This is a genomic window from Pseudomonas sp. IPO3749, assembly GCF_013386605.1.
In the GTDB taxonomy this organism is placed as follows: domain Bacteria; phylum Pseudomonadota; class Gammaproteobacteria; order Pseudomonadales; family Pseudomonadaceae; genus Aquipseudomonas; species Aquipseudomonas azotoformans_A.
In genome coordinates this window covers 45,967-61,190 of the sequence record NZ_JACARN010000063.1, presented here as the reverse complement: position 1 = coordinate 61,190, position 15,224 = coordinate 45,967, and the positions used below count along the sequence as shown (strand labels likewise).

The following is a 15,224-nucleotide window of genomic DNA, read 5'->3' as shown; positions in this document are numbered from 1 at the left end:
TGAATTCACTGGCGCTATCGCAGGCAAGCCAGCTCCCACATTTTTGAACGCATTTGCGCCGCTGTCAGCGGTGAGTTGCAATCCAGATCAACAACCCCGCCTGAAACACCGTAAACGCCACCAGGCACGTGATGGTAAAGCGCAACCCGCTGTCTTCACGCTTGAACTTGGTGACCTTTTCCTCTTCCTTGCGCAGCTTCACTTCCTGCTCTGCCAGGTTCTGTTCTGCCTGTTGCAGCATCTGCGCCGCTTCCAGGATTTCTACGAACTGCACCTTCTCGGTGTTCCAACTATCCAGCACGTCACTGACCTTGCCCGGCTGCACATTACCCTTGAGGTGCTGCACATCGGCGTAAGCCACATCAAAACCCTGGATGCGCAGGAAGTGATCGCGGCGCAGGCGGGTGGCTTCGTTCAGCGCATCTTTGTTGGCCAGGTCAACGCCGTCGACGCGGTAGTGCGACCATTTCTTTTTCGCCCAGGCAGCGCCTTGGGCCACCAGGAAGCGCCCGATGCCACGGTTGGCCGGTTCGATCTCCAGGCTGTTGCCCGGGCCGAAGTGCACGCGGTGCGTGTCGTGGTCGACCCAGATATCCAGATGATTCTGTTCACGGCGCACGCGCTGGCCGGGCAACTGGATGACCATGCGCAGCAGGCTGTGGTGTTTGTCGTTGCGCTCGGCATAGCCGAACTGCACGAAGCGCAAAGGCCGCACGCCCGTGGCGCGGTCGGTGGCCAGGGGCGCCAGGCGCAGCATCTTGAAATGCTCAGCCTGGACATCCGCCCACGGCAGGGGCGCCGCGTCGACGGCCTCGGTTTTGTCTGCCGGGGTGTCGGCGGTGGATTCCGGTGTTGCTTCAGTGGTTGTCATGCGGCGCGATCCTGTCCAAGCCCTGCGAGTCGACAGTCTTTTTACTGTCGACTCTGGGCTTATCGGCCGCTTTGCCCAGGACTGGAGGCAAATTGTCGCTTAACGGGGTTGAAGTCCGTCGATAAAGCGCACCAGGCGGTTGCCCAGCTCGGCGGCGAGGGGCAGTTGCGGGTCGTTGTAGGAGGCCAATTGCTGCTTCACATCGTTGGGCACGATGCGCATCACGTGGTTCATGCCCTCGATCAGCACAAGCTGCGCGTCGGGCTTGGCTTTTTTAAGTTGCTGGGCATCGCCCACGCCGACCTGGATATCGTTGGTGCCCTGGATGATCAGTGCCGGCATGTTCAATTTGGCAAAGGCTGCCGACGGATCGGCACGAAACAGGCTGATCAGATATGGCTGCACACTGGGTCGGAAAATGCCTTCCAGCGGGCCAGGCACATCCGCATCCACTTGGCCGGCCTTGAGGTGATCGAGGATTTGGTTGCTGCGCAGCAGCAGGGCAGGGGGCAGGTGATCGGCCAACTGTTGGCGGATCACTTGATCCACCGGGCGCGCACTGCCAGACAACGAGACAACGCCCGCCGGGTCCAGTTGCGGCGCGGCGAGGGCGGCCACCAGCGCACCTTCGCTGTGGCCCAGCACAATCAGCGGACCCATGCGTTTGTCGGCCTTGAGCAGTTTGCCCCAGGCCACGGCGTCGGCGACGTAGGCGTCGAGGGTCAGGTTGCGTTCGTCGGGGGTGGCCGCCAGGCTGGCCGCGACGCCGCGTTTGTCGTAGCGCACGCTGGCGATGTTATGCCGCGCCAGCACCCAGGCCAGGCGCTTGAGGCTGTCGTTGCGCGCACCGTCGGCGCTGTTGCCATTGCGGTCGGTAGGGCCGGAACCGGCGATGATCAGCACCACCGGCACGGGTTTGTCGGATTTAGGCAGTAAGAGTGAGCCAAACAGCTCGCCGCTGCCGGTGTCCAGGCTGATAGGCCGTTGCAACACCACGGGGGAGGCGGCGAAGCCCAGGCTGGAAAACAGGGTGAGGGTCAAAAGCAGAACTCGCAGCATCATCGCGCCATCATTGGAGAGGTGCCGGTTGGACCAAGGTCTACCGCTAAGGTTTCGAGGATGAACTACTCGGTTAGCCTGCGTATACTGGCCGCCTTAAGTTATTACGGTTGACTTGATTCAACTGATTTCACGGAGCGCCCTGCATGTCCGGCAATACCTTCGGCAAGCTGTTCACTGTCACCACCGCGGGCGAAAGCCATGGCCCGGCGTTGGTCGCCATTGTCGACGGCTGCCCGCCCGGCCTCGAGCTGTCCCTGGAAGACTTGCAGCGTGACCTCGACCGCCGCAAGCCCGGCACCAGCCGCCACACTACCCAGCGCCAGGAGCCCGACGAAGTCGAGATCCTCTCCGGCGTGTTCGAAGGCCGCACCACCGGTTGCGCCATCGGCCTGCTGATCCGCAACACCGACCAGAAGTCCAAGGACTACTCGGCGATCAAGGACCTGTTCCGCCCGGCCCACGCCGACTACACCTATCACCACAAATACGGCGAGCGCGACTACCGTGGCGGTGGCCGCAGCTCGGCGCGCGAAACCGCGATGCGCGTGGCGGCCGGTGCCATCGCCAAGAAATACCTGGCGACCCAAGGCATTGTGATCCGTGGCTACATGAGCCAGTTGGGCCCGATTGACATCCCGTTCAAGACCTGGGACAGCGTCGAAGACAACGCCTTCTTCAGCCCTGACCCGGACAAGGTGCCGGAACTGGAAGCCTATATGGACCAGTTGCGCCGTGACCAGGACTCCGTCGGCGCCAAGATCACCGTGGTTGCCGAAGGCGTGAAGCCCGGCCTGGGCGAACCGATCTTCGACCGCCTGGATGCTGAACTGGCCCATGCGCTGATGAGCATCAACGCGGTGAAAGGCGTGGAAATCGGCGCGGGTTTTGCGTGCGTGTCCCAGCGCGGCACCGAGCACCGCGACGAACTGACCCCGGAAGGTTTTCTCAGCAACAACGCGGGCGGCATCCTCGGTGGCATTTCTTCGGGTCAACCGATTGTGGCGCACCTGGCGCTCAAGGCGACGTCGAGCATCACCACGCCGGGCCGTTCGATTGATGTGCACGGCAACCCGGTGGACGTGATCACCAAGGGCCGCCACGATCCGTGCGTCGGCATCCGTGCCACGCCGATTGCCGAAGCGATGATGGCCATCGTGTTGATGGACCATTTGCTGCGCAACCGTGGGCAGAATGCCGATGTTCGCGTGAGTACGCCGGTGCTGGGCCAGCTGTGACGGCTCGGCTGTGACAGCCCTCCCGTACTGGCGCCTCTCCAGCTTCTACCTGTTCTACTTCGCCCTCCTGGGGGCGACGGCGCCGTTCCTGGCGCTGTACTTCGACCACTTGGGCTTCTCCAGCGCGCGCATCGGCGAGCTGGTGGCCATCCCTATGCTGATGCGCTGCGTGGCGCCCAACCTGTGGGGCTGGCTGGGTGACTACACCGGCCGGCGTCTGGCCATCGTACGTTTTGGCGCGGTGTGCACCCTGGCGAGTTTTTCGCTGATCTTCATCAGCCATACCTACGCCTGGCTGGCCCTGGTCATGGCCCTGCATGCGTTCTTCTGGCATGCGGTGCTGCCGCAGTTTGAAGTCATCACCCTGGCGCACCTGCAAAAACAAACCTCGCGCTACAGCCAGATCCGCTTGTGGGGCTCCATCGGGTTCATCCTCACCGTGGTGATCATGGGCCGCCTGTTCGACTGGCTGAGCCTGGACATCTACCCGGTGGTGGTCGTGGTGATCATGGCCGGCATCATCGGTGCCAGCCTGTGGGTGCCGAATGCGCAACCTGCCAGCCACGGCAATCGTCTGGCGGGCGGGGGCTTCCTCAAACAATTGCGCAGCCCCGGCGTCCTGGCGTTTTATGCCTGCGTGGCGCTGATGCAGATGAGCCATGGGCCGTATTACACCTTTCTCACCTTGCACCTCGAACACCTGGGCTACAGCCGCGGTGTGATTGGCATGCTGTGGGCGTTGGGCGTGGTGGCGGAAGTGCTGATGTTCCTGGCCATGAGCCGCATCCTTTCGCGCTTTTCGGTACGCCGGGTGCTGCTGGCGAGTTTCCTGCTGGCGGCGCTGCGCTGGCTGCTGCTGGGCTCGTTTGCCGAGTTTTTCTGGGTGCTGTTGCTGGCGCAGGTGATGCACGCCGCTACCTTTGGCAGTTTCCATGCGGCGGCGATTGCCTTTGTGCAGCGCAGTTTCGGCGACAAGCAACAAGGCCAGGGCCAGGCGCTGTATGCCGCGTTGGCCGGCACCGGTGGCGCATTGGGCGCCCTGTATTCAGGCTACAGTTGGAACCTGTTGGGGCCGACCCTGACCTTCAGCATCGCCAGTGTCGCCGCCTTGGCGGCCGCCGTTATCATCGGTTTTCGATTGCAAGAGCAGAACCAAGGAACCCTTCAATGAGTTATGTCGCTGTCTACTCCGTCGCTACACCGGAAACGCCGAACAAGGTCCTGACCCATTTTGACGACATCGCCGCCACCCTGGCCGAGCAGGGCGTGCGTTTTGAGCGCTGGCAGCCCGGCCCGGTCGAGAAGGGCGCCAGCGATGGCGAGTTGATTGCCGCCTGCCAGGCGCAGATTGATCAGCTCGGCTACCGCGCCGCCGAGGTGATGAGGGATGCCGGCGACCCCGCGCAGAACGCCGAATTACGTGGGCAGTTTCTCGATGAGCGCCGCTATAGCGAAGACGATGCGCGTTTTTTCCTTGCCGGCCAGGGCCTGTTCGCGTTGCATATTGGCGATTACGTATACGCCATACGCTGTGAGAAGAATGACCTGCTGGTGATCCCGGCCGGTGTGGCACATTGGTTCGACATGGGTGAGAACCCGCACTTCGTGGCGTTGCGTTTATTCAATACCGAGAAAGGGTGGGTGCCAGCATTCACCGGTGACGATATTGCCCGGCGTTTTCCCGGTTTGGATGACTGATCGCGAGCTATCAGAATCTTCAAGTCCCGCATGTTGGAAGTTGTTGTGGGAAGAAACTTAAGCTCATGTAGGGGCTTGCTGTTTATTCTCATGGGTGCGCCTTAATCCCACGCCTTATGTAACTCTCTTCGGCAATAGCGTTTATATCATCCGTCAATAGGAGGAATCCGAAGGGTGATAGGTCGTCAGCCAATAATAAAGGAGAGGAACTAATGAGAGGCCCAAGGGAATCGTTTCTGGCGCCGTATACGGTGCCCAACGCTGTCAGGCGGCGCATTAATCTGGCGGGCAAGAGCCTGACTCGCACGGAGCTGGAAATACTGCGTTGGGCCTCGGAAGGCAAGACCGTGTGGGAGATCAGCCAGATACGCGCCACGTCCGAAGCCACGGTAAAATTCCACCTGCGCAATATCTACGGCAAGTTGGAAGTCAGTAACCGCGTCCAGGCAATGAATGAAGCGGCGCGCAAGGGCCTGTGCTGAACGCATGAAAAAGGGCCGCGACACCCCTGGGTGTCGCGGCCCTTTGCTTTTGTGGTTGATTAAGCCGAATGGTAGGTCGGCAGGGCAAAGCGGTTCTGGCTTTGCAGCATCGAAATCTGTGGCAGGTCGCTGGCTTGTTCAGCCAGGTCGCGGCGGATGGCGCTGATCACCCAAGTCAATTGGTCGGCCGTGTGCAACTGCTGGTACGAGATCGAGCGCTTGACCTGTTTGCCTTCACTGTTACGCAGGGTCAACAGGATGCCGCCGTCGGGACGTGGCTGGGTGGTGACGTCGTAGTTGGAGAATACTGAAGCGAATTTATCTTGGATCAGGCTCATGTCTATCAGCTCCGTTGGCTCAAGTTGGCAAGCATGGAGTGATAGGTGCAGTGATTGTGCCAGCTATTGATTTTATAAAATATCGTTATAAATCAATAAGATATAAAAATTGCAGATTTTCGATTTCGTGCAATTTGCATGAATGGCCATCATGCATCCTGCATTTTGCGTGGCCCGTCGGGGTCGAACGGGCCCGCCATTACTCCTACAGACTGCCCTGGCGTCGCTGAATTCCTTTTTTCGGCGGTCGTTCATCGGGATACAAAACTTTTCAAATCCTGCGTGTACAGCCGAAGAGAGGCTGACGTACTTTCCTGCAAGGTTTACGAAGAATAAGAAAAAGGATGTTCCCATGAGCCAACCGCCAAACGACATGATCACCTGGGGCATGATGCTGCGTAAGGTGCCCGCCATTGTTCGCGCCCTGCCACGGGTAGTGCGCGGCATGCGTGCCGCCAACGTCACCGACCCTCAGCAGCCCTGCGGCCTGGGCTGGACCTTCGAGCAAGCCACCCAGCGCAATCCGGATGGCGCCGCGTTGTTGTACGCCGACCGCGTGCTCAGCTACACCGAGGCCAATCAATCCGCCAACCGTATCGCCCACCACTTGCAGGCCCAGGGCATTCGCAAGGGCGATGTGGTGGCGATGTTTATCGAAAACCGTCCCGAGTTGCTGCTGAACGTGCTGGCCGTGGCCAAGCTGGGCGGCATCTGCGCCATGCTCAATACGGCGCAGACCCAAGCGGCGCTGGTGCACAGCCTGAACCTGGTGAGCCCGGTGGCGATTGTGGTGGGCGCGGAATTGGTGGCTGCCTATGATGCCGTACGCGATCAAGTGGACATTCCCACTGCACGGTCCTGGTTTATCCCGGAGCAGCAGGCCGTTGTGACGCCCGAGGGTTATGTCGACCTGATGGCCGCCAGCGCCGACGCCCCGGTGGATAACCCGGTCAGCAGCGCGCAGATCTTTTTCAACGATCCCTGCTTCTATATCTACACCTCTGGCACCACCGGCTTGCCCAAGGCCGGCATCATGAAACATGGCCGCTGGACCAAAACCGCCGTCAGCTTCGGCAGCATCGCCCTGGACATGGGCCCGGACGACGTCCTCTATTGCACCTTGCCGCTGTACCACGCCACCGGCCTTTGCGTGTGCTGGGGCTCGGCGATTGTCGGGGCGTCAGGGTTCGCCATCCGGCGCAAGTTCAGCGCCAGCCAATTCTGGGATGACGCCCGCCGCTTCAAGGCGACCACCCTCGGTTATGTCGGCGAATTGTGCCGTTACCTGCTCGATCAACCCGCCAACCTCAACGACCGCGATCACCGCGTGACCAAGATGGTCGGCAATGGCTTGCGCCCCGGCGTGTGGGTGCAGTTCAAGGCGCGGTATGGGGTTGAGCATGTCTGCGAGTTGTATGCAGCCAGCGACGGCAACATCGGCTTCACCAATGTATTGAACTTCGACAACACCGTCGGCTTTTGCCTACAGCACTGGGCGCTGGTGGACTACGCCCACGACACCGGCGAGCCGATTCGTGGCAGCGATGGCTTCATGCACAAAGTAAAGACTGGCGGGCAAGGTTTGCTGCTGGCCAGGATCGATGAAAAGTCGCCCTATGATGGCTACACCGACCCGGAAAAGAACCGCAAGGTGATCCTCACCGACGTATTCGAGAAAGGCGACCGCTACTTCAATACCGGCGATCTGGTGCGCAGTATCGGCTTCGGTCATGCGCAGTTCGTCGACCGCCTGGGGGATACCTATCGCTGGAAGGGTGAAAACGTCTCCACCACCGAGGTGGAGAACGTGTTGCTGCAACACCCGCAGATCGCTGAAGTGGTGGCCTACGGTGTGGAAATCGAAAACACCAACGGCCGCGCCGGCATGGTTGCCATCACCCCGAGCGAATCGCTGGCCTCGTTGGATATGCGCGAGTTGCTGCAATTCGCCCACGGCCAGTTGCCGCACTACGCGGTGCCGTTGTTCCTGCGTATCAAGGTCAAGATGGAAACCACCGGTACGTTCAAATACCAGAAGGTAAAGCTCAAGGAGGAGGCGTTCGACCCTGAAAAAGCGGGCAATGACCCGGTCTACGCCTGGTTGCCAGGTTCGGACTGCTATGTGCCGGTGACGGGACAATTGTTGGCGCAGATCCAAGGTGGCCAGTTCCGTTATTAAAAGCAGCGTTATTGATTCTGGCTATGGCGCCTTTTGACAAAAAAGCCATGACAGGCGGGAACTCCCTCGCGACACTGGGCGCCATATAGAGGACAAGACAAGGAGCCCCACATGTCAGACCAAGCCAAACAAATGACCGATGACGAAGCCGCAGAATTTGCCGAACAGGTGTTCGACGTCGCCCGCAAAGGCGACGCCGCCATGCTTGCCGCGCTGCTGGCCAAGGGCTTGCCAGCCAACTTTCGTAATCACAATGGCGACACCTTGCTGATGCTCGCGGCCTATCACGGTCATGTCGAGGCAGTAAAAGTGTTGCTGGAGTTCAAGGCAGACCCGCTGATTGCCAACGACAAGAACCAGCTGCCAATGGCTGGCGCGGCGTTCAAAGGCAGCCTGGAGGTAGTCAAGGCACTGATCGAAGGCGGTGTGCCAGTGGATGCGTCTTCCTCCGATGGCCGTACGGCACTGATGATGGCTGCGATGTTCAACCGCGTGGAAATGCTCGACTACCTGCTCGGCCAGGGCGCCGATCCCAAGGCCACTGACGCCCAAGGCGCAACCGCGTTGGCGGCGGCACACACCATGGGCGCGGTGGATACGGCGGCGAAATTGCAAAAACTGGTGTAGGTCGGGGGAGGCGAATCACTGGTTACAGTAGCTTTGCCCAAACATACCAAGTGAATACACCGGTCATTTGCAGTCTTGAAAAACAGTAGTAGGCGATAAGCCAGCGTTTCAATGCAACAGGGATCGCGGCGAGCTCCTCTTCGGTGATCTCGCCGCGTTTGATCATTTTTTTTGGTCTGACGACATAGTCAATGATGGCGCTTAATCGGAATGACTCATTCATAAATGTGTTCCACCACCAGAACTTTTTTTCTGCCTGTACTTCACGGTTGTTGGGGAAGTAGCTTTCCAATTCTTCGAGTCTCCACTTACGTAGATACCAATGGAGTGCACAGTCCAGTACCAAAGCGGGAACTATTACGAGAACGACGACTTTTTCCCATGTTATGACCATCAGTCTTTTGCCTCATAAAGGATGTCCCCGAATTCCTCGCCAACCGAGCCTCCGACATTGCCCCCCGCCAATCCGCCCGCGACCCCTCCAATGATTGCGCAACCTAGCGCACCTAACCCACGCTTTCGTATTTTCAGTGAAATACACAGCTTGCTGGCCGCCTTTGACGTAAAGGTTCCCGCTGCTGCAGCTAATGCGGTACCCGCAACCAAGCGGCCCGTTTCTATATATTTAGCTCTTTCACACAGCGCCTCCCGTCCTTCCATAAAAGCCTCCTTAATCGCCAACCCAGTCGCGCCGACATCCAGCGCCATTCCGATGTAAGTCCCTTTTCCCAAAAACTTAGAGGTTTCAGCTATCGCTCTGATGCGTTGCGTATAACCCACGATCTCGCGTTTGTGCAGGTAGCTCTTGGTCGAGATCCCTAGAATTTTCTTCAGCGACGTGTGCGAGCGTAGGCTGGTACCCAAGCGGGCGACGCCGTGGAGTTGAGCATCCAGTTTCTTGAACAAAGTCTGGCGCTGCTGGAGAAACGTCGTCCTCCCCAGCGTACCGTCCTTGAATCGTTGGTGAAGTTGTTCAATCTCGCTCAGTGCCTGCTTCACTTCGTCCAAATGCTGTGCCCACGCGGAGGTCGTGCTGCCTACGCCCAAGGAGCCATACCCCAACCAACTCTGAAGCAAGTCATAGTGACCAATGACTACCGTTCCCGCCGAAGCATCTTGGTCCAACCTGCGCCGTATCTCCTGTGCGTGGCGCATCAGCCACGCATCATCGGCAGTACAGGCCACACCATATTCTTGCGGGATAATCACCATCTGCCCTGGCGTGACCAAGCCATGACGCAGGTGCAGGTTCAGTGCATCGAATTTTTCACTCAACGCTCGACTTGATCCGGGTAACAAGCGCGATTTTAAACTGGGCAAATCGCTGGTGTACTGATTGATATACGCTTGGGCCATGCGCTCTGTCCTTAGACGAACAAACATGGCCACGGACTATAAGTAGCTGAAGGCGCAATAAATCAGCGTGTTGGAATTTCGGAATTGGACTACGCATGCACCTGAACAGGTCCTACAATTGCGCGAAGTTGTTGTACAGGGTAGCCGGTGTTATCTTCCCGGCCCCAATTCAGCCCGCCACAGGACCACACCCATGAAAACCGCCCTCGTCGAACTCATCAGCAAAATCAGCGCGGGTGTCATGAGCGAGGAAGAAGTGGCGCGCATTGCCGATGAAGCGGCCCAGGCCTACGCGGACCCCGCGGCGTTTCTGGCGGCCAACCCGGATATCAACTACGACGACAGCTTCCCGATTCCGTTGGGCGAGTGGGTCGTCGTCGGCAGCCTGCCGGAGACCGTGCTGTTCCAGGCCGACACCTATGGCGACCTGTTCGCGCAAATCGTCGCCTCGTTCGGTCCTGGCGTGGCGTTCAACCTCAAGCCCAAGCAGCTGGCGAAGACTGAGGACCTCACGGCGCTGAACCGCATCCAGATCCAGATGAGCGCCCTGAGCCCGGAAGATGGCGGCTATGTGCTGCTTAACTTCAGCCAACTGCTGGATGACGAGATCCAGGCCGTGCTGGTCTATGGCAACGACTTGCCGCGCGTGCTGGAACTGTGCGCCGAGGTGGGCATCAAGGGCGAGCCCTCCCTGGAAGCGCTGAAGATCGCCGTTCACGTCTGAAATAAAACGGAACCCCCGCCAGGGCTGGCTATCCTACAAGTGCATGCCCCCACTTTAGGAGCGACACCATGGGTTCCACTTTTAATGGCTTGATCGGGCTGATCATCCTGGCCCTGGATATCTGGGCGATCATCAACGTGTTCAAAAGCGGCGCGAGCACGGGCGCCAAGGTGCTGTGGATTTTGCTGATCCTGTTGTTGCCGGTGCTGGGCTTGATCATTTGGGCAATCGCCGGGCCGCGCGGTAACGTGCGGATCTGACCCCGCAACGCTTAGTCGATGCAGTCGGTGTGGAAGAGGGGCAAGCCTTCTTCCACATTTTTTGTGTCCAAATATTCGCTACACAGAATTTTCACACAGCGTTTTGGACAATTCCCTTCGCTTTGCTTCCTTGTAGGATAGGTCTGTCAAAGGCCTGGAAAAGCACCACAAAGACGTGTTTTCCCTCAGTAATCAATAGCGTTGATGGCATTCATCGGGCACCATTTGCGCCAACGCGCTAACCCCCCTGTTCCTACACGCTTGGGTGTAGGCAGGATGCCGCTGCAATATTTCGCAACTTAAACCTCCAATGGGTCCTAAAACGACATGGCAAACCCGGACGCCCTGAATCAGCAGCGCGCTTCAAATCGCTTGCTGCAACCGACCGTCAAATCCCATCTGGCGTACACGCTGCTCTGCGCACTGGTCATGATGGTGATGTTCTCCCTGCTGCGCCTCGCGCTGCTGGTGTACAACCGTGAAATGATCCTCGACACGCCGGCCTCGACCTTCCTGGAAGCGTTCGGCAATGGCACGCGCTTCGACATCCGCTTTGTGATGTACGCATTGGTCCCGCTGCTGCTGGCTCTGTTCAGCGTCCGCGCCATGGCTGCGCGTGGGTTCTTCCGTTTGTGGCTGACTGTCGCGTCCAGCATTGCCCTGTTCCTGGGCCTGATGGAAATGGACTTCTACCGCGAATTCCACCAGCGCCTCAACGGCTTGGTCTTCCAGTACGTGAAGGAAGACCCGAAAACCGTGATGAGCATGCTCTGGTACGGTTTCCCGGTGGTGCGCTACCTGCTGGCCTGGGCTGTGGGTACGCTGATCCTGAGCATCGCCTTCAAAGGCGCCGACCGTGCAACACGCCCGCGTGGCCCGTTCAGCGGTGGCAGCATCGGCACCCGCCAAGTGGCGCCGTGGTACACCCGCATCGCGGTGTTTGTGGTGTGCCTGTTGGTCGCCGTGGTCGCCATTCGCGGCACCCTGCGCCAGGGCCCGCCGCTGCGTTGGGGTGACGTGTACACCACCGACTCGAACTTCGCCAACCAGTTGGGCCTCAATGGCACGCTGTCGTTGATCGGCGCCGCCAAGGCGCGTTTCTCCGAACACCGTGATAACACCTGGAAGGCCACGCTGGAGCAGCCGCTGGCAACCCAGACCGTGCGTGACATGCTGGTGCTGCCGACGGAAAAACTGGTGGATACCGACACCGCCGCCGTGCGCCGCGAGTTCACCCCGCCGGCCGAGAAAACCCTGCCGATCAAGAACGTCGTCGTGATCCTGATGGAAAGCTTCGCCGGTCACTCGGTCGGCGCCCTGGGGCGTCCGGGTAATATCACGCCGTACTTCGACAAACTGTCCAAGGAAGGCCTGCTGTTCGACCGCTTCTTCTCCAACGGCACGCACACCCACCAAGGCATGTTCGCCACCATGGCGTGCTTCCCGAACCTGCCGGCGTTCGAATACCTGATGCAGACCCCGGAGGGCAGCCACAAGCTGTCGGGCCTGCCGCAGTTGCTCAGCGCGCGCAAGTTTGACGACGTGTATGTCTACAACGGCGATTTTGCCTGGGACAACCAGTCGGGCTTCTTCAGCAACCAGGGCATGACCAACTTTATCGGGCGTAACGACTTCGTCGACCCGGTGTTCTCCGACCCGACGTGGGGCGTATCCGACCAGGACATGTTCAACCGTGGCCTGGAAGAGTTGAAAGCCCGCGAAGGCGGCAAGCCGTTCTATGCCTTGCTGCAAACCCTGTCCAACCACACGCCGTATGCCTTGCCGACGCCATTGCCGGTGGAGAAGGTCACGGGCCGTGGCAGCCTCGACGAGCATTTGACGGCGATGCGCTACTCCGACTGGGCCCTTGGCCAGTTCTTTGAAAAGGCCCGCAAGGAGCCGTACTTCAAGGAAACCCTGTTTGTGATCGTGGGCGACCATGGTTTTGGTAACGAGCAGCAAATTACTGAAATGGACCTGGGTCGCTTCAACGTGCCGATGCTGATGATTGCACCGGGCATGCAGGAGAAGTTCGGCGAGCGTGACCACACTGTCGGTACGCAGATCGACATCGTGCCGACCATCATGGGCCGCCTCGGTGGCGAGACCCTGCACCAGTGCTGGGGCCGCGACCTGCTGAACCTGCCGGAAGGCGACAAGGGTTTTGGTGTGATCAAGCCGTCGGGCAGCGATCAGACTGTGGCGCTGGTCACAGGCGATCGCATCCTGGTACTGCCAAAGGAAATGCCGCCGAAGTTGTGGGAATACGAGCTGGGCGCCAACCCGACTGGTAAGGTGATTCCAGAGTCGCCGGACGAGGGTGCATTAAGGCAGAAACTGGAGTCGTTCCTGCAGACGGCAACCAAGAGCCTGTTGGATAACACCGCTGGCGTGGTTGACGGTAAGCCGGACTAAATAACCGGCAATAAAAAAGAGGCCTTTAAAGGCCTCTTTTTTTTGCCTGGCTTTTATATCCGGCCGAGCAGCAGTAGCACCAGCAGGACGACCAGCACAACACCCAGAATACCTGACGGGCCATAACCCCAGTTACGTGAGTGAGGGAATACTGGCAGACCACCGACCAGCAGGAGGATCAGGATAATGATCAGAATGAGGCTCATGGTTTTTTTCCTTATTGGCCTTCTGCAAAGACCGGTTATTAACGATAGGCCCGCTAGTTGATTCACGAACGCCTTAACAACTCCGACTGTTACCCTCTGCGGAAAATTCAGTATTTTTTTAAAGCATTTCGCACACTTGCTTATTTCTTTTAATGCGTTCGCAAATACGCGTTGTTAGTTGAAAAATATTGAACTTAGGCTACACGCGAACCTCCGACCCGGCTGCCGGTTTGCCAGGGGCATTCATCATTCTGATGGTGGATGGGGGCAGGAAGAACCTTCGCTACACTGCCGGTCACTTCTTCCGTGAACCACAAGGCATACCTCCTATGCAAAATCGCATGATGATCACTGGCGCCGGGTCGGGCCTGGGCCGCGAAATCGCTTTGCGCTGGGCCCGTGAAGGATGGCAGTTGGCCTTGTCAGACGTCAGCGAACCAGGCTTGCAGGAAACGCTCAAGCTCGTACGCGAGGCGGGTGGCGACGGGTTTATCCAGCGTTGCGACGTGCGTGACTACAGCCAACTCACCGCGTTCGCCCAGGCGTGCGAAGTGAAACTGGGTGGCATCGATGTGATCGTCAACAATGCCGGGGTGGCCTCCGGTGGGTTCTTTGCCGAACTGTCCCTGGAAGACTGGGACTGGCAAATCGCGATCAACCTGATGGGCGTGGTCAAGGGCTGCAAGGCGTTCCTGCCGCTGCTGGAAAAGAGCAAGGGCCGCATTATCAACATCGCGTCCATGGCGGCGTTGATGCAGGGCCCGGCGATGAGCAACTACAACGTGGCCAAGGCCGGAGTGGTGGCGCTGTCGGAAAGCCTGCTGGTGGAACTCAAGCAGCAGGAAGTCGGCGTGCACGTGGTATGCCCGTCATTCTTCCAGACCAACCTGTTGGATTCGTTCCGTGGGCCGACCCCGGCGATGAAGGCCCAGGTAGGCAAGTTGCTTGAGAGTTCGCCGATCTCGGCGGCGGACATTGCCGACTACATCTACCAGCGCGTGGCAGAAGGCGAGTTCATGATCTTGCCCCATGAACAAGGGCGGATGGCGTGGGCGTTGAAGCAGAAGAACCCGCAACTGCTCTATGACGAGATGACCACCATGGCTGACAAAATGCGCGCTAAAGCGCAGGCGGCCAAGGGCTGATCAGGTAGTAGTCTGTCAGGCAATTTACCTGCGTTTGTAGGTATGGCCTGATTTCGCGGCAAGCCATTGCTGCGGTCCACCCCCAGCGCGCATGGTCGAGGTCCTTTCACTGTTAAAAGGACAACCGCCATGCTGGTCTTAAGCCGCGCTGTAGGCGAAGTCATCTCCATCGGCGATGACATCGCCGTGCACATCCTTGAGTTGAACGGTAACCAGGTGAAGTTCGGCGTTGAAGCGCCGGCCGGGGTGCATGTTCATCGCGCGGAGGTGTACCAGAAGATCCTCGAGCGCCAAGACGCCAGAACCCATCCGGTGCCTGTGCCCAACCCCTGAAAACCCGCTCAGTCGAACAGATGCTTGGGCACATCGTGCTTGAGCATCAACTGGCACTGCTCGCTCTCGGGGTCGAACACGATCAGTGCCTGGCCCTTGGTCAGCGCCTGGCGCACCCGCAATACGCGGGTTTCCAGGGGCGTGTCGTCGCCATTGTCGGTGCCGTCGCGGGTGACAAAATCTTCGATGAGGCGGGTCAGGGTGTCGACTTCAAGTGCGTCGTAGGGAATCAGCATACAAGCCTCGGGTGATGGATCCCGGCGATGCTACTGCGCCGGGACCCTGGTTGCCAG

Annotated in this window: 18 protein-coding genes; 11 read left to right on the top strand and 7 right to left on the bottom strand. The window is 59.1% G+C overall.

The window, feature by feature from the left end:
- Positions 1-64: 64 nt before the first annotated feature.
- The gene (locus HX812_RS23645) at positions 65-871 is read right to left on the bottom strand and encodes a hypothetical protein (RefSeq protein ID WP_038847446.1); all 807 of its coding nucleotides are present in this window, start codon (positions 869-871) and stop codon (positions 65-67) included.
- A 99-nt stretch (positions 872-970) separates the two neighbouring features.
- On the bottom strand, positions 971-1,933 hold the full coding sequence (locus tag HX812_RS23640; protein ID WP_016976376.1) for an alpha/beta hydrolase: 963 nt from the start codon (positions 1,931-1,933) through the stop codon (positions 971-973).
- Positions 1,934-2,076: 143 nt separating this feature from the next.
- Between HX812_RS23640 and aroC the strand changes: the two genes are divergently transcribed.
- From aroC to HX812_RS23620, 4 genes are all read left to right on the top strand, one after another.
- Entirely contained in the window at positions 2,077-3,168 is a 1,092-nt protein-coding gene (gene aroC, locus HX812_RS23635) for a chorismate synthase (protein ID WP_038847444.1), read from the top strand.
- Positions 3,169-3,178: 10 nt separating this feature from the next.
- Complete coding sequence (locus HX812_RS23630; protein ID WP_038847443.1) at positions 3,179-4,339, top strand: MFS transporter; 1,161 nt, start codon at positions 3,179-3,181, stop codon at positions 4,337-4,339.
- On the top strand, positions 4,336-4,866 hold the full coding sequence (locus HX812_RS23625; protein WP_038847442.1) for an acireductone dioxygenase: 531 nt from the start codon (positions 4,336-4,338) through the stop codon (positions 4,864-4,866). Before HX812_RS23630 ends, HX812_RS23625 begins: the two co-directional genes overlap by 4 nt.
- A gap of 212 nt (positions 4,867-5,078) precedes the next feature.
- Positions 5,079-5,348 carry a response regulator transcription factor gene (locus HX812_RS23620; RefSeq protein WP_033900889.1) on the top strand — a complete coding sequence of 90 codons (270 nt, stop codon included), beginning with the start codon at positions 5,079-5,081 and terminating at the stop codon, positions 5,346-5,348.
- Positions 5,349-5,407: 59 nt separating this feature from the next.
- On the opposite strand, the gene HX812_RS23615 is transcribed toward HX812_RS23620, so the two are convergent.
- Positions 5,408-5,686 carry a DUF3509 domain-containing protein gene (locus HX812_RS23615; RefSeq protein WP_010208870.1) on the bottom strand — a complete coding sequence of 93 codons (279 nt, stop codon included), beginning with the start codon at positions 5,684-5,686 and terminating at the stop codon, positions 5,408-5,410.
- A gap of 352 nt (positions 5,687-6,038) precedes the next feature.
- Here HX812_RS23615 and HX812_RS23610 point away from each other — a divergent pair, with 352 nt between their 5' ends.
- On the top strand, positions 6,039-7,865 hold the full coding sequence (locus HX812_RS23610) for a long-chain-acyl-CoA synthetase (RefSeq protein ID WP_038847440.1): 1,827 nt from the start codon (positions 6,039-6,041) through the stop codon (positions 7,863-7,865).
- Positions 7,866-7,976: 111 nt separating this feature from the next.
- Complete coding sequence (locus HX812_RS23605; RefSeq protein WP_038847437.1) at positions 7,977-8,492, top strand: ankyrin repeat domain-containing protein; 516 nt, start codon at positions 7,977-7,979, stop codon at positions 8,490-8,492.
- A gap of 22 nt (positions 8,493-8,514) precedes the next feature.
- On the opposite strand, the gene HX812_RS23600 is transcribed toward HX812_RS23605, so the two are convergent.
- Both HX812_RS23600 and HX812_RS23595 read right to left on the bottom strand, forming a co-directional pair.
- A complete protein-coding gene (locus HX812_RS23600; RefSeq protein WP_152514729.1) occupies positions 8,515-8,784 on the bottom strand; it encodes a hypothetical protein in 270 nt (89 codons plus the stop codon).
- Positions 8,785-8,885: 101 nt separating this feature from the next.
- Positions 8,886-9,848, bottom strand: a complete 963-nt coding sequence (locus HX812_RS23595; protein ID WP_038847435.1) for a hypothetical protein — start codon at positions 9,846-9,848, stop codon at positions 8,886-8,888.
- Positions 9,849-10,041: 193 nt separating this feature from the next.
- Between HX812_RS23595 and HX812_RS23590 the strand changes: the two genes are divergently transcribed.
- The 3 genes from HX812_RS23590 (at position 10,042) to HX812_RS23580 (ending at position 13,247) form a co-directional block, all read left to right on the top strand.
- A complete protein-coding gene (locus HX812_RS23590) occupies positions 10,042-10,572 on the top strand; it encodes a hypothetical protein (protein WP_038847433.1) in 531 nt (176 codons plus the stop codon).
- Between the two features lie 68 nt (positions 10,573-10,640).
- Positions 10,641-10,832 (top strand): PLDc N-terminal domain-containing protein, encoded by a 192-nt coding sequence (locus tag HX812_RS23585; RefSeq protein WP_003172956.1) that lies wholly within the window; start codon positions 10,641-10,643, stop codon positions 10,830-10,832.
- Positions 10,833-11,159: 327 nt separating this feature from the next.
- Complete coding sequence (locus HX812_RS23580) at positions 11,160-13,247, top strand: LTA synthase family protein (protein ID WP_038847430.1); 2,088 nt, start codon at positions 11,160-11,162, stop codon at positions 13,245-13,247.
- A gap of 53 nt (positions 13,248-13,300) precedes the next feature.
- Here HX812_RS23580 and HX812_RS23575 read toward each other — a convergent pair whose 3' ends face one another.
- The gene (locus HX812_RS23575) at positions 13,301-13,453 is read right to left on the bottom strand and encodes a DUF3309 family protein (RefSeq protein WP_015885095.1); all 153 of its coding nucleotides are present in this window, start codon (positions 13,451-13,453) and stop codon (positions 13,301-13,303) included.
- Positions 13,454-13,782: 329 nt separating this feature from the next.
- Here HX812_RS23575 and HX812_RS23570 point away from each other — a divergent pair, with 329 nt between their 5' ends.
- Together HX812_RS23570 and csrA are read left to right on the top strand one after the other, a co-directional pair.
- Positions 13,783-14,598: an SDR family oxidoreductase gene (locus HX812_RS23570; protein WP_016976386.1), complete on the top strand. Its 816-nt coding sequence runs from the start codon at positions 13,783-13,785 to the stop codon at positions 14,596-14,598.
- 129 nt (positions 14,599-14,727) lie between these two features.
- Entirely contained in the window at positions 14,728-14,931 is a 204-nt protein-coding gene (gene csrA / locus HX812_RS23565) for a carbon storage regulator CsrA (RefSeq protein WP_038847428.1), read from the top strand.
- An 8-nt stretch (positions 14,932-14,939) separates the two neighbouring features.
- Here the strand turns inward: csrA and HX812_RS23560 are convergent, their stop codons facing one another.
- The gene (locus HX812_RS23560) at positions 14,940-15,167 is read right to left on the bottom strand and encodes a YheU family protein (protein WP_003192759.1); all 228 of its coding nucleotides are present in this window, start codon (positions 15,165-15,167) and stop codon (positions 14,940-14,942) included.
- Positions 15,168-15,224: the final 57 nt, after the last annotated feature.

Excerpts from the sequence above, each read along its gene's own strand:
- HX812_RS23645 (WP_038847446.1), bottom strand. The coding sequence starts at position 871 with ATGACAACCACTGAAGCAACACCGGAATCCACCGCCGACACCCCGGCA.
- HX812_RS23640 (WP_016976376.1), bottom strand. The coding sequence starts at position 1,933 with ATGATGCTGCGAGTTCTGCTTTTGACCCTCACCCTGTTTTCCAGCCTG.
- aroC (WP_038847444.1), top strand. The coding sequence starts at position 2,077 with ATGTCCGGCAATACCTTCGGCAAGCTGTTCACTGTCACCACCGCGGGC.
- HX812_RS23625 (WP_038847442.1), top strand. The coding sequence starts at position 4,336 with ATGAGTTATGTCGCTGTCTACTCCGTCGCTACACCGGAAACGCCGAAC.
- HX812_RS23620 (WP_033900889.1), top strand. The coding sequence starts at position 5,079 with ATGAGAGGCCCAAGGGAATCGTTTCTGGCGCCGTATACGGTGCCCAAC.
- HX812_RS23615 (WP_010208870.1), bottom strand. The coding sequence starts at position 5,686 with ATGAGCCTGATCCAAGATAAATTCGCTTCAGTATTCTCCAACTACGAC.
- HX812_RS23610 (WP_038847440.1), top strand. The coding sequence starts at position 6,039 with ATGAGCCAACCGCCAAACGACATGATCACCTGGGGCATGATGCTGCGT.
- HX812_RS23605 (WP_038847437.1), top strand. The coding sequence starts at position 7,977 with ATGTCAGACCAAGCCAAACAAATGACCGATGACGAAGCCGCAGAATTT.
- HX812_RS23595 (WP_038847435.1), bottom strand. The coding sequence starts at position 9,848 with ATGGCCCAAGCGTATATCAATCAGTACACCAGCGATTTGCCCAGTTTA.
- HX812_RS23590 (WP_038847433.1), top strand. The coding sequence starts at position 10,042 with ATGAAAACCGCCCTCGTCGAACTCATCAGCAAAATCAGCGCGGGTGTC.
- HX812_RS23585 (WP_003172956.1), top strand. The coding sequence starts at position 10,641 with ATGGGTTCCACTTTTAATGGCTTGATCGGGCTGATCATCCTGGCCCTG.
- HX812_RS23580 (WP_038847430.1), top strand. The coding sequence starts at position 11,160 with ATGGCAAACCCGGACGCCCTGAATCAGCAGCGCGCTTCAAATCGCTTG.
- HX812_RS23575 (WP_015885095.1), bottom strand. The coding sequence starts at position 13,453 with ATGAGCCTCATTCTGATCATTATCCTGATCCTCCTGCTGGTCGGTGGT.
- HX812_RS23570 (WP_016976386.1), top strand. The coding sequence starts at position 13,783 with ATGCAAAATCGCATGATGATCACTGGCGCCGGGTCGGGCCTGGGCCGC.
- csrA (WP_038847428.1), top strand. The coding sequence starts at position 14,728 with ATGCTGGTCTTAAGCCGCGCTGTAGGCGAAGTCATCTCCATCGGCGAT.
- HX812_RS23560 (WP_003192759.1), bottom strand. The coding sequence starts at position 15,167 with ATGCTGATTCCCTACGACGCACTTGAAGTCGACACCCTGACCCGCCTC.